Annotated in this window: 14 protein-coding genes; 7 read left to right on the top strand and 7 right to left on the bottom strand. The window is 27.3% G+C overall.

Annotated features, from left to right (window positions below):
* The 7 genes from U881_RS10920 to U881_RS0106270 all read right to left on the bottom strand — a co-directional run.
* On the bottom strand, positions 1-444 hold a 444-nt coding region (locus U881_RS10920), incomplete at its 3' end, for a hypothetical protein (RefSeq protein WP_038363898.1).
* A gap of 270 nt (positions 445-714) precedes the next feature.
* On the bottom strand, positions 715-2,337 hold the full coding sequence (locus U881_RS0106245; protein WP_024653676.1) for a BTA121 domain-containing protein surface lipoprotein: 1,623 nt from the start codon (positions 2,335-2,337) through the stop codon (positions 715-717).
* A 330-nt stretch (positions 2,338-2,667) separates the two neighbouring features.
* Entirely contained in the window at positions 2,668-2,826 is a 159-nt protein-coding gene (locus U881_RS12850) for a hypothetical protein (protein WP_160164810.1), read from the bottom strand.
* A gap of 241 nt (positions 2,827-3,067) precedes the next feature.
* The gene (locus U881_RS10925; protein ID WP_024653677.1) at positions 3,068-3,640 is read right to left on the bottom strand and encodes a BTA121 domain-containing protein surface lipoprotein; all 573 of its coding nucleotides are present in this window, start codon (positions 3,638-3,640) and stop codon (positions 3,068-3,070) included.
* Between the two features lie 300 nt (positions 3,641-3,940).
* Positions 3,941-5,830 (bottom strand): BTA121 domain-containing protein surface lipoprotein, encoded by a 1,890-nt coding sequence (locus U881_RS0106260; protein ID WP_024653678.1) that lies wholly within the window; start codon positions 5,828-5,830, stop codon positions 3,941-3,943.
* A 740-nt stretch (positions 5,831-6,570) separates the two neighbouring features.
* Entirely contained in the window at positions 6,571-7,725 is a 1,155-nt protein-coding gene (locus tag U881_RS0106265; protein ID WP_024653679.1) for a BTA121 domain-containing protein surface lipoprotein, read from the bottom strand.
* Between the two features lie 387 nt (positions 7,726-8,112).
* The gene (locus U881_RS0106270; protein WP_024653680.1) at positions 8,113-8,922 is read right to left on the bottom strand and encodes a hypothetical protein; all 810 of its coding nucleotides are present in this window, start codon (positions 8,920-8,922) and stop codon (positions 8,113-8,115) included.
* Between the two features lie 1,184 nt (positions 8,923-10,106).
* Here U881_RS0106270 and U881_RS0106275 point away from each other — a divergent pair.
* The 7 genes from U881_RS0106275 to U881_RS0106305 all read left to right on the top strand — a co-directional run bounded on the left by U881_RS0106275 (position 10,107) and on the right by U881_RS0106305 (position 14,116).
* Positions 10,107-10,442 carry a GPW/gp25 family protein gene (locus tag U881_RS0106275; protein WP_024653681.1) on the top strand — a complete coding sequence of 112 codons (336 nt, stop codon included), beginning with the start codon at positions 10,107-10,109 and terminating at the stop codon, positions 10,440-10,442.
* Positions 10,439-11,296 carry a DUF276 domain-containing protein gene (locus U881_RS0106280; protein WP_024653682.1) on the top strand — a complete coding sequence of 286 codons (858 nt, stop codon included), beginning with the start codon at positions 10,439-10,441 and terminating at the stop codon, positions 11,294-11,296. The genes U881_RS0106275 and U881_RS0106280 overlap by 4 nt, the downstream gene beginning before the upstream one ends.
* Before the next feature lie 3 nt (positions 11,297-11,299).
* On the top strand, positions 11,300-11,881 hold the full coding sequence (locus tag U881_RS0106285; protein ID WP_024653683.1) for a DUF735 family protein: 582 nt from the start codon (positions 11,300-11,302) through the stop codon (positions 11,879-11,881).
* Between the two features lie 31 nt (positions 11,882-11,912).
* A complete protein-coding gene (locus U881_RS0106290; protein ID WP_024653684.1) occupies positions 11,913-13,025 on the top strand; it encodes a DUF685 domain-containing protein in 1,113 nt (370 codons plus the stop codon).
* 134 nt (positions 13,026-13,159) lie between these two features.
* Positions 13,160-13,342: a BlyA family holin gene (locus U881_RS0106295; RefSeq protein ID WP_024653685.1), complete on the top strand. Its 183-nt coding sequence runs from the start codon at positions 13,160-13,162 to the stop codon at positions 13,340-13,342.
* A 35-nt stretch (positions 13,343-13,377) separates the two neighbouring features.
* Positions 13,378-13,758: a BlyB family putative holin accessory protein gene (locus tag U881_RS0106300; protein ID WP_024653686.1), complete on the top strand. Its 381-nt coding sequence runs from the start codon at positions 13,378-13,380 to the stop codon at positions 13,756-13,758.
* Positions 13,748-14,116 carry a BBA14 family lipoprotein gene (locus U881_RS0106305; RefSeq protein WP_038363902.1) on the top strand — a complete coding sequence of 123 codons (369 nt, stop codon included), beginning with the start codon at positions 13,748-13,750 and terminating at the stop codon, positions 14,114-14,116. Before U881_RS0106300 ends, U881_RS0106305 begins: the two co-directional genes overlap by 11 nt.
* Positions 14,117-14,146 lie beyond the last annotated feature (30 nt).

Below are 14,146 nucleotides of genomic sequence, written 5' to 3' on the forward strand. Positions count from 1 at the left end.
TTTAACTTTGTCTGATTTCCAATCAATCAGTAGACTACGAAACTCAGCATTATCATACGTCTTATAATTACTCCCAATAGCAGGCTCACACAATACTTTTTGTATATGCGCAATTGCCACTTTTTGCTTCTCTTCTATTCCAAGCTCATCAAGTAAAGCATTAAGCTTATCATCTACAAGGACAGGCTCTAAATTATCGTAAATCTCTAAATCATCATTCAAATCTTGACCATAAATCCCTGCAGCATATTCACTCTTTCCTGCCAAAGACACATCTATAAGTTCACAAATTTCGGATACAGGTCTACTAAGACCAGATCTGAGAAATGCATCTTCAAGATCAGGAGTTTTTTTGGGGAATCTTAAATTGAAAATCAATATCAATATTATAAGTACCAATGAGAATAACGACAACAATAAAATATAATTTTTTTTTCTCATCATAAGATGACTCCTTTTTTAATTTAAAATCACAACAATATCAATGCCAATACCAATAATATTGACACAAATTAAATATCAATAATCCTTCAATATTATTATCAACATCACTACTGAATTAATTGAATATTACTTAATTATAATACAAAGCAACACTAAAAATAATAAAACATCAACCTACACACTATCAAATGTTTTTAAACCCTTTTTTCAAAATTAAAGTTTTTAATTAAATTAAAATTTAGGTAAAAACCAAAAAAACCCAAGGACAAATCAATAAAAGTGAGTCAAGCGTTCAACACTGTAAAAAGCCATTTTATAATCCTTTTCTTTTGCCTGATCAAATTTAATTTCAAAAGCATTATCCTCAACAATGCTAAACAATTTTTTCACATGCACAGTGTATTCTTCCGAAACCCAATTATATTCAAACAAACATTTACTGTACAAACTAGAATCCAACCCAAGATTAAGAATAGCCTGCAAAGCCTTTTCCTTAGCATCAAGGACTTTTAAATGTTCATCTATGATTTCAAGAAAATCAGAATTTGTCCCTCCCAAGAGCAAATAAAACTCATAATCATCAGTATATTGTTTATAACGTTCAAACTCGGCAACCCTAGAATCAAACACTATCCTTCTTATCCACTCAATTGCAACCTTTTCATTAAGCAACAATCCATTATATCTATTAACAAAATTACGCTTTGAAGAGAGACATTCGACAATACTTGAAAAATGATTGTCAACAAATGAATCACTGGCAACGAAAACATTATCATAAACTTCAATAGCAGTAGATTTATTAAAGAATCCTTTTAAATACGCTAGATAGTCAATTGATTTTTGGGAAAATTGATCTCTCATCTTACGTCTAAGCCTGCCCAAGCTTATTAACAGCCTATATTTTATATCTCCTGAAGCTTCTAGATCGTCTATACTATCAATGGAATTGATCTGCAAATCAATCTCTGCTTTCCTTTGCTCATAACCCAAATACATACTAATAAATTCTTGAATTTGATCATTACCCCAACTACTAAGTAAAATATCAAATTCATCATTACTATAAGTCCTATAACCTTGCTCTCGTGCAATATTAGGATCAGTTACTATTTTTCTTGCTGCCCTAATTGCTGCCTGCCCATCATCAGAAAATTTAGCATAACGATTTATCAGGCTTACAAATTCTAATGCATCGGTTTTAATTTCTTCTAAGCTTTGAGAATAGTCATTTTGATGTTTGAGATCCATAAATCTTACAACATCTTTGTGCATATTATCATAAACAGAATTACCAAATATTCTCTTAAGATCCAATTCATAAGCTTCTCTAACAAGACTCAACCTATAAAGTAACCCTTGTCTGAATATATCATCATTAATCCCATTAATCAATTTTTGCAATACCGTAAATGAATGCAAAACTGGAAATATCTGCTCTCCAAGCTCAATAACCTTATCTGCTCCCCAACTATCAAGCAAATTATGAAACTCAGCAGCAGCATAAGTTTTATAAACACTTCCCCACCTATCCACAATATCAGGATTACACAATACTTTCTTTACATTTGCAATCACTTTTTTGTCTCTTTTTTGTATATTAAATTTGTCAAGCAAATTATCAAGTTCAACATCTATATGAATAGCTTCCAAACCATCGCCCGTACCCTGGCTATCATCTCCCAAAGGTTTTATGATACGCTCTGGAATTTTGGCAAAAGACTCTCCTTCATTCTCATCAACTTTGTCTGTAGGTTTACCAAAAACAGATCTAACCACTTTATTCCCACGTCCAGAAGACTGTGAAGATTTTAAATCACAATTTATTATTAAGAATATTAATAATAATGACAAAAATAAAATGCATATTTGGAAAATTCTTTCTCTAAGCATCAAATATCTCCTCTTCTAATTTTTATAATGTCAAAAATACCAATGCTACTCTTAATAGCAATTCAATAAATTAATACCAATATTTTTTATCAAGATTAATATTCAATTTAATATTAACCTAATATTAAATTAACTTAAATAATAGCTCATACTATGAATAATCAAATATAAATTTGTGAATTTGTATAAAATTACCCATAAAATTTATTTTTTAGAAATTTTAATTTTTTCAATCTACTTAAACATATATCTTGAAACATTAACAATATTATTAATAAATAACTATAATTTTATTAACTCATTAAAAGTTGCAGCTAAGTTTACTGGATCCTAGTACATATATACATCTTCTTTAAAATTCTTCAACAAATCATAAAATTCATCATAATTATAAGTCTTATAACCTTTACCATCTCCAATAAAAAAATCAAATAATACCCTATTTTCATACGCAATATGCCAAAAAGACCGCTTAAACTTTAGACTCAAACTTAATATTATTATCAATACTATAAATAGCAATAAAAAAAATAAATAGCAAATGAAAAATACCAAATTAATTTGGTAACACATAATCAATAATATTAACTACAATACAAAGAAGCAGTGCAAATAGGAAAATATAAAAAAACAGACCAAGCCTTGGAAACAAAACATAAGGCTTAGTCCTAGTTGAGAATTAGAATACTTTATTTTCAATATTTATAATGTATTTATAATATAACTTGAACTATCCTACAATTTGCGCTCGCAAAGAAATAAATATAGTATTAAGAGGATTACCATAATAAAAAGCATTACGATATATGTCACGAACATCATCTTCATCAAATATTTTCTTCAAGTCTCTTTTAAACCAAGCAACAAAATTTAAAAAAGTTCTCTCAAAGCGTTCCTGATCACTCTCAAGAAGAGTATAAACAGTAATCTTAGCACGATTTAGCGATAGAAAAGTCGGTCCAAAAAATGTTATGATATCTTTAATACGCGATCCGCCCATTTTTTTTAACACATCATAAAACTCATCATCATTATACGTTTCATAATGCATATCCTTTTCAATATTAGGATCAGTTACAGACTCCCTTATAAATCCAACAATCATTTGCTCATCTGCAGACAAACCAAATTTATTTAGTAAAACATTAAATCTGTCAACAGGATTTTCCAAAACAAACATAAATAACTCATGATCGGTTTTATCAATGACCACACTGCCACCCGTTTTGACATCTACATCACAACCCACACACAACATAAACAACAATAATAAAAGTAATACATTACGATTTATTCCGTCCATCACTCACAGCTCCTTTTTTTGAAAAACCAAAACAATACAAACCACAAAAACAAGAAACATTATCATTCAATAATTTTATCACCTAGAAATATTATTATATAATAATGTAATAATATTAATATATATATTAATTAAAGAATAATATAAATTAGACAAAGCAAATAAGACAATTAAATACAAATAATTGATTATTTAACTTGGTAAATTTAACAAATATATTTTATATAAATAGTATATAAAATATAAAAAAGCCTTAGACAGAAAAATCTAAGGCTTGATACCATCTTGAAATTAACAATTTCAAATGTCTTTAAATATTGATCTTTTATGTTTAATCTTTTGAACTCGATTTTTAATACTATTAAATTGCTTTAAAAACGAATTATCAATTTCAAGTATAGTAGGTACATTATCAGCAGCAATCCCATGAAATAAACTCTTTAAATGAAGTTTATATTCTAATGCAAGAGTATCAAACTCCTTCTTTAAGTCTGCTTTTTTCTCTCCATCTGGCAGACCATCAATTTCCCTTTTAATTTGTTTTTCCAAAAGACTAATATCTTTATGACTATCTATAAACATTTTAGCATCAAAGCGATCATCACCAAACAAATCAAAAACCTCATAATCTTGATAAGTTTTCAATTCTTCAGCAGCACCAATATCAGGATTGGTCACTATACCTAATATCTCTTCAAACATATCACTCTGAGTAGGTGACAATGTATTATATACCTTATTTATAAATCCTTGCTGTCTAATATAAGCCCCAAGTTTAACAAATTGAGATGCATAATCATGATTTATATTCTCAACCGAAACTGAAATAGGATCAAAATTATTGAACAACCGTCTTAAATATTCTAAATACCCACTTACAAGGTCATCATACTTAGTTTTATTATCCTTTCTTTCAGATACATCTTTAATACCAGAAATAATACGACCAACTTCGTCTCTTTTTGCCAAAGTATAAAGGTGTTCATCTATAATTTCATCAACAGCAAAGTTTTTATTACCAAATAAAGCTTCAAACTCATAATCTTTATATACTTTTAAATTATCAAAAACAACCGATTTAGTTAATACATTTCTGATAAAATCAACAGCTCTCTGTCTCTCGCCTGCCAAATTTCTAAAGAAAAGTTGATAGGCATTAATATAAACGGCATGATTCTCAAGTCCTTTGCAAAAATCAACCACACTATAAGGAACACCAGATTTAGAATCAATAATAGAACTGGACACAGATATAAACTTAGCATAAACATCATCAACAACACCTGAATCAAATGCTCTCTTGACATTTAAATAATAATCACTCTCACAAGCATCCAATTTGCGCTGCAGAACAAATTTTCTATCTGACATTATAACATTTGCAATCTTATCCCTAGCCTCTCTAAACGCCTGCAGATTTTCAGAAAATATTCTAATAACATTTCCAAATCTAAGATTATTTAACTTGCCAAATAAAATAGTAAATTCATAATTATCATAAGTCTTATATTCCTCAGCAACACCAATATCAGCATTGGTCAATATACCACGAACATTCTCAATTACTTGTTTATCCTCATCAAGCAATGCTCCATAACAAGACTCAAAAACCATAACATGTCTAGCCTGTTCTTCAAGATTTTTAAAATTAGAAGCATGATTTTCAATCATAACATCATCATAAACCTTATTTTTATCAGCAACAAATCTATCAAAAGCTTCCTTTAGAGATAAAAAATATGCTCTCTTATACTCCTTCAATTCAGACATTAACCTTTGCAAAGCATAATCACTCTTAAGAGCAGCAACAGCCTCCTCAGACTCTTTTAAAGCTCGAAAACTTGCATTTGATGCCACCAATTTTAAAACATTTTCTCTACCCAGATCTCTTAAAACAAGATAAAACTCATCTTTTGTATATGTCTTATAACCTGGAAAATGTAAATTAGAATCAGTTACAATTTCTCTTATGTGCAAAATCAGTTTTTTATCCAAATTAGACATCATAAACATACTAAGGAGATCTTTAAGCTGTCCACTCTCCAATACCAATCCAAGATCATCATCTTTCTCTTTTTCATTAAAATTTTTTTCAAGACTATCATCACTTTTTGGAGATTTTAAATTACAACCTACTATTAATACTAATAATAATACCAATAATGAATTATATTCTCTTCTGCCAAACATCAAATATCACCCTCCCCCAAATACATTTAATTTAAAGAATTAATTATTATTACTATAATTAGTATTTTATACTAATATAATATTATTATACAAATTTATAATAAAAATGAATACAATTTTATACTTATCCATATTGAAAATATTAAAATATTTATTGTACTTTAAGCCAAAATGTTATTAAATATTAAAAGAATAAAGTATAATAAAAATGTTACTATAACAATAGTAAATTACCGACAACCATTCTAATCAAACAATAGAATCTATTTTGTTTATTTAAAAATGATATACAAAAAATACATAAAAGCACTAAGCTTTAAATTGGGATATAATGCTTAGTAATTTTTATTATTAATTTTGTATGCTAAATAATAAAAAGGAGACTATAAATTATAGTCTCCTATAGCTTTATTGTTACATGAAATATTAATCAATATTTAGTATTAACTTTTATCTATATTCATCAATGCTTACTAAGAAAAATTCGAAATCTCTTCATAAAGCTTACCAATCTTTTTATAAAGAGGATTATCCAAATTAGTAGGATCAACATATATCTTATGGAATATGTTATGTATAATTATAAGACAGCATAAAAATAAATGAAAGCTTTAGAACAAAGGTCTAAAGCCTAAAAATCAAACCATTACATCTCTTCTACGCTACTTCAATTTTATAGCAAGTTAATAATTAAATATGAACAACATCAATTATCCCTAACAAAACTAGAAATATCAAGTTTAATCAAATTTAAGTTTAACCAACTCATCATAATAATTATAATCAAAGTTTAAGACATTATTCATATTACTATAATACATCTTATTCATATTTTGATCGTAAAAAATTCTGCTCAAATAAAGATCATATGATGCATTAATATCAGCAAATTCCTTAATTACTCGTTTCAAATCATCCTTAATTTTAATATTAACTTCAGCGTGCGATTCCCCTTCTTGCTTATCAGATTCCCCTTCTTGCTTATCAGATTCCCCTTCTTGCTTATCAGATTCCCCTTCTTGCTTATCAGAAACAGATTGTTCATTTAAATTTATGTTCTTGCCTACAATATTTGAAATGGATTCTTCAATTTCAAATATCTTGTCAATAATACGAAACTGAACGTCTAGTATATTTCTAACCTCATCAACACCAAGTTTACCTAATAGCGCATAAAATTCACAAGGATGATAAGGCTCAAACTTGACATCCTCACGTTTAATATTACTTACCACATCAAAAATATAATAAAAAACTTTCTTTTGATTATTAGATAATGGCTCAAAAAAAGAATCAAAAACTTTAATATGCTCTGCAACAACTGCAAAATTATCAAAATTAAAAGAATGCTTGTTAACTTTATCATCAAGATGTACATTGCTTTGATTTGCAATACACATATTAAATGTTTCCTTTAAAGAAAGGGAATAAACATATACATAATATTTAAAACACGAATCTGCTACAAATTTTAATTCAGAATCATTAATAGTAGCAATAATGTCTTTAACTATACTTAATTTTTTATAAATTGGACTAAATTTTACCAATTTATAAACACTCTCCTTGTCCATTTTCTTTAAAAAATAATAAAATTCGTCAGCCGTATATGCTCTATCAAAATCAGAAATAATGATATTCGGATCACTTGCAATACTTGCCAAGTACAAAATGAATCTTTTAAGTTCAACAGATATTTTCAATGAATTTAAAGCAGAATCTAAATTATCATCAACAACATCATCATCAAAATTTGTTATTCCTATTCTCTCCTCAAAGGAACGTTTATTGTATGAACCTTCTCTAGAAGTTTCACCATTTTTTGTAGATTTCAAATTACATCCTATCATTAATACTAAAAATACAAATAAAACGTAATATTTTCCTCTAACCACCAAACACCTCCTTTTTTTAACTTATCTTAAATCACTCCACCCTAAAGTTTATATTAATATTAAATACAAGACAAACCATATAACCATAAAGTTAATGTACCCTGATTTCCAATCAATCAGTAGAAGGATAATATTTTTTTTCAAAAATTGATAGCATAAAAATGCAAATATTATAAATATCTACTTCAATTAGTGCTCGAATGTTTCTAATAAATCTTGTAATTTTTCAAAATTGATAAAAAGAGACAAATGCATGCATAACATTTTCATGAACAAAACAAAGATTCCATAAATGTCAATAAATTGCCCAGAATTCATAATTCCAGGCAATTTATTTTTATTGACAACTTATTGATATAAATGAATATAATCTTTATAGATATTTAATCAATCCTCATCATCTGAACCATCATCATCTGAATCCTCAACAGATAAATCCTTATCAGATGGCTCCTTATCAGATGGTAGATATCCTTTATCCACAAAAGGTGATTGTAAAACTTTAATAGTTGCATCTATTTTAGAATCTAATGCTAAAGAATAGTCCTCAGCTTTCTTATAATTTTTATAAGCCTTATCTACAACTAAACCGGATTGTTTAAAATTATCAAGTGCTCTATAAAATTCTTGTATAACTTCAAAATGATTATTGAAAGTCTTTTCTTCACCCTCAGTATCATAAAAATGTTTCAATTTATCAAAAGCATCCTCATAAGCTTTACGAGCAAGTTTGTCAGCATTATAAGCTTTTTCCCAAACATCATATGCTTTTTGAACTTTACGTCTTACTTTTTCAGATTTTTCAGCAAAGATATCTAACAATTTATACACATCATTCAAAGAATAAGGATTATAATCAATTTGCTTTAAATCAATCTCATCATTATCCAAATCAATGTCCTCATCATCCAAATCGTTATTACCATTATCACCAGGATTTGGCAATTGCTCTTCAGGAATATTAGGCAAAGGTCCACGCTCTACACCTTCTCTAACTATCTCATCTTTACCACCCAAATCTCTCTTAACTCTACCATTACCAATCGCAGCACCAATCTCATCACCAATTGCACCATCAACATTTACAGATTTGCCATGAAATTTTTCAACAACATCTCCCAAAAAGCCAAGACCAGAATTTAAATCACACCCTACAAATAGAATCATAACAAGAGTCAATAAATCATTTCTTTTCATTCTTCACCTCCTATTTTTTTATAAAAATAGAACTACAAATATAGCACTAATTTTATTACTTACAATTTAATTTTCACCTCTAGACTTTCGCAATATATTTTGGTAGCATTAAAATTATACTAGATATATTTTGATATTTGATATAATTTCAAGATAAAGGATAAAAGATGAAAAAATGTTTATTTCTATTGTTACTAACGATGCTTTCATGCTCATCTTTGGATGAAGAAGATACCAGCAATGATTACTATAATCAAGATGAATACAACAAAGAGCATAAATGGTAAGTTTTACATCAGAAGATGAAAGCAATAACAAAATCATATGCTTAAGCAACTTATTTGATAAGTTTCTGAGAGTCCCTTTCAAAAGCTTACGTATTGACAATGTCACTAGCTATTTGCTAGTGACTATATTTATGATATTTATTTATGATCGCATACTCTAAAGACAATCTAAACTCAAAAAGCATTTATTAAACATATATAAAAAAGCCTAGATATCAACAATTATTAATCATTTTAAATAGTTAATTTTTAAACAAAAAAATTAAAGCAATTTAGACTTAAATGACTTTACTATCGTAAATTAAGGCAAATAACAGAAAATACAAAAAAAGCATTTATTTTTATACTTTTATTATTGCGGATCATTAATGAAAAATGTATAATACGAAGTATACAACAAAAGTAATTATAAGGCTAAAGTGTTATAAAGTGTATAAAATAATATCATCTTTGTTTATTCTCTTAAGATTTTTCTGCGGTACCCTTCAAAAAACAAGTACCACAGGAGAGCTAAATTGATAAAAATCAAGAAAAGTAGATTTAAATTTAAAGAACAATTCTTGTTATCACAAATTTTGTTATTACAATGCTTGTTCTCAATTTAAATATTGTTTCTGTAAAAAAATGTAAAGCAATGAAGTTAGATTTTATTTAAAATACCAACGAATCTCATTTTTATATTCTTCTCACCTTGGAGACTCTTTGTTTCAAAGAGTCTCTTTTTTTTACAATTTAGAATTTTTTATCTAAATTGGTATTCATTTTATCACAATTTTGAGAAACTAAAATTAATTTTAAATTTATTTAAATAAATCTATTTTTTTAACAAAAATAATATATTTTTTTTGCTAAAAATGTTATAATTGGAACATAGGTAATAACCTAAGGTAATTAAAAATGGATATTAAAATAGATAGTGAATTTAATATAATTTTTGACAATGATTTAAAAATGGTAGACGGGCTAGATGAGCAAAAACAAAGACTGCTTTTATATTTAAAAACACCTATTGGCAGTCTTTATAATAAAAATTATGGTCTTGATTTTAATTTCTTTATGAAGCTTTTAAAAATCCACAAAGAAGAAGAAATTAAAATCTTTTTTGCAAATACATTAAAAAACCTAAATATAGACATATTAAATATCAGAACAAAAGATTCCCTAAAGGACAAAAAAATAACATTACAATTCTTTTTAGCCGGAGACACTTTAAATATGGAATACAATCTATGAAAATAGTATTTGACAAAGAAATTGGAATACTCACAAAATCAATAGAAGAAATACAAAACATAAAAAAAGAAATTCTTAAGAAAGAATATAATATCTCTATAAAAGACGATTCCATTTTTGACATAGTCAATTACCCAAGCTCTGCCATTGATATGGAAATAATTCAAGCTTTAAATGAATTATTTGCAACACTAAGAGAAGGGGGAGAATATTTTAAAAGATTACAAAAATCTCTAAGCATACACAAAAGCTCAACCGATGAGGCAATCAAACAATCATTATTGGCAATTCCACAAATAAAATACGCAAATATCATAAATTCTCCAGGAACAATGGCAATTCATATAATATTTGATGAAGAATACAAAGCACAATCAATAACAAAAGAGATACAAAAGCAAATTTGGCAAGCAATATATAATACTGCTCCAAGTGGCACAGCATTCGAAGGCCAAATAAAACTTGAATTTTTAAACAAAAATGGACAAAAAAAGGCGTATAGATTTAGCTTAGGTCTCATCAAATATGCATACCTAAAAGTATTATATAAAACCGAAACAGAATCTTTTTACAGAGAAATAGATGGACAGATAAGAGAAATATACAAAAGCATAATCCAAAAGAAATATAAAGACATGGGTATTTCCTTTAGATATCAAGATTTTTTCAGTCCTGTAAGTAGCCTTAAAGGGCTTAAAAGCATGCGGATTGGTATTCACATAAAAGAAAATCTAAACACCAAAATAACGGAAATTAAAGAAAGTGAATTTCAATTTGATAATGACATTGAGATTAAAGAAAACGAACTTCTATCTTTTGATGAAAACTTAAGACTCATAATAGACAGAGAATAAACAATGAATAAAATACCACAATTTTTACAAAATACACAGATTGCAAAAATTATACAAAGTGAACTTGATTTTAAAAAACAACTATTAGAAGAACTTAATGAATTACGTAAAAATTTTGCTTCAATCGATGTAGATGAAAGCATCAACTCAAGATACATTGCACTGCTGATGCTATCGCTATTTAATGCATCTCACTTAAAAAAAGGACTTAAAAAAGATCTGATAAGTTATCTTAAGGCATTGATATTTGCAATAAAATCAATAGGCACTGATGAAAGTTTTCATTTGATATTCAAAGCATTCTTACACGCAAGAGTTGAGGTTAATGTCAATCCAAATGTACCTGGCGAGATTATTATAAAATTACTTGAAAATATAAGATCACCAATTAAATTTAAAATAGCTGGAAAGCATAATGGAAAGCTAAAAATTATTATGGTTAAACATAAAGGTAAACTGAAAAAACTTGTATCCAATTACATACCAAAGGATTTCCAAAATTCAATTTATGGATTTATTAAATCTTTAATTCCTGCTGGGCGGACTATTAAAATTTTTGACACTTATTCTAAAGAGATAAAATAAGTTTACATTACAAAAATAAAAAGGAGGATATATGGAAAATCAAAGAGAAAACATAGAAGAAAATATACAAATAAAAGATTTCAACAGGAAAATCAAAGTCAATGAAAACGATTTAATTCCCATTGACGACATCGTTGAAGAGACATATGCAATTACATATAAAAATTTACTTGAACAAATTAAAAAAGATATATTTTATGAAGGTACTGAATATTTTAAACGGATTATCAGAGACATAATATCCAGAGAACTACTTGAATACGAGCTTCACGTAGAACAAATGTACACAAAAACAATGTCCAAACTAATAGGTCTTAAAAGCAAATCAAACACAATTACTCTTGATGATGTTTTAAACACAGTTAAAGAAATACTTATTCAAAATACAAATCAATCTGGAGAAAACATAAATTCAAGCAAAATATCAATTTATAATGCACAAAGACGCGATTTTGAACTGATTGGATTTCAAACATTTACTGACAAGTTAAAACAAATTTTTGCAGAAGCCACTGATTTTGAAAAACTCAAAGAAAGTATAAAAAAAATCACTGAACAAGTAATAAAAGACGAAGTAACAATTAAAAAAATAGATATCTCCTGTATAAAACAATACGAACTAACTTCAAAGTTAAATACCATAGTATCACAAATGTCATCATACACAAATCAAAATAACAAATTAGAATTTATTGCATTTAACTCACAAAACAACCAATTGTATAAATTAACATCAGGACATCTTTACTTAAAAGGAATTCCTGATGGTTTCAAATACTGGGGAATTACACCTACAAGCGATCTTTATTATTCTTACAATGAATTTTCCAACAAAACACTAAAAATAGACATAACTAGCGATAAAGTAGAACTAAGGTTTCCAAGAAATCTTAAAGAACAAAATATATACCTTTATATAATTCTTCATCTTGTAGGCGATAAGAATCCAAATCAAATTATGACTAAAAAAGTTTACCTTAGATTTTCAGAAAATAGTAACACGTCACAATACACCATGATATATTTCTACAGCGGTAAGCAACACAATCAAACCATAACTCTTCTTGAAGGATGGTATAAAATAAAATCATCTGTGTATAACAATGATGAACGGCAAGATACCCCACATCTTCTTAAACTATAATGTAAAATTTTTAATTTTTAACATATTTAATTTTTGTTAAAAATATGTTAATATATAAATATAACAAAATTGTTTGATGGTTTATTCCTTGCGCAAAAAAACACATCTAACACACATTTAAAATGGAGGACAATATGAATACAGTATTTGAATTCTTATCAAATATTGCTGAGACAAAACTTATAATAATTGGAATCTTTATACTATTTATACTAATTCCCTTAGCATTATTCTTAAAACCCGTATCAAGCGAAATAGTTAAAATAATGAAACATATAGTTGATAAACACTTCACTAACACGAAACATAAAAAATAAAATTTATTTAAATAAGGAGATTTAAGAAATAATTTATGTTAAATAAAAATAATATCGATTTGGGATTAATTTTCCTAGAAAACCTAATGGAATTTTTTGGATACAGTGATAAAACAGACAATACACTCTTTACATCCGGTATCAAAAAAGCAATTGATATTTACAGATATATGAACAACATTTACCTGGAATCACTAAAAAAAATGGAGATGGATGAGAGTAAAAAAATTTTACTAGAACTTGAAACCATACTAAATAAAATATCAAAGCTTATAAATGCAATCAACAATGATGCTGATACAAATTTGATTGAAGAATTGCGACTTGAACGTAATCATCTTATGGAAAGCAAAATTAAATTAATGAAAGCAGAGCTAAAAAAACAAAAGGTAAAGGAGCATAAAGATGCAAATTAACAAAAAATTAATTATAGTCTTAATAATTTTACTGCAATTCATATCACTTAGTTGCAAATCAATAGCGGCACTTGTCGATGAACCTAAACCACCTGCTGAATCTACACTTAAAAATTTAAGTATATACGAAGCACAACTTACGGGTTATGCATTATATCTTGAAGTTTTTTTAGTTAAAGCAAAACAAAAATTTGAAAATCCTAATTTTCCACCGTTTGAACTATTTGATTACACAAAATTAAACAAAGAGCATACACTCCAAGCGGTAAAAACAAATATAGAATATCTAAAAAAACACATAGATAATACAAAACCCATAGCGCTTGCTGTATATCAAAAATATAGTAAGTTGCAATAATCTATTTAAAAAAGTAATTTAAAAAAGTAA

The sequence above is a fragment of the Borrelia persica No12 genome (assembly GCF_000500045.1).
Taxonomy (GTDB): domain Bacteria; phylum Spirochaetota; class Spirochaetia; order Borreliales; family Borreliaceae; genus Borrelia; species Borrelia persica.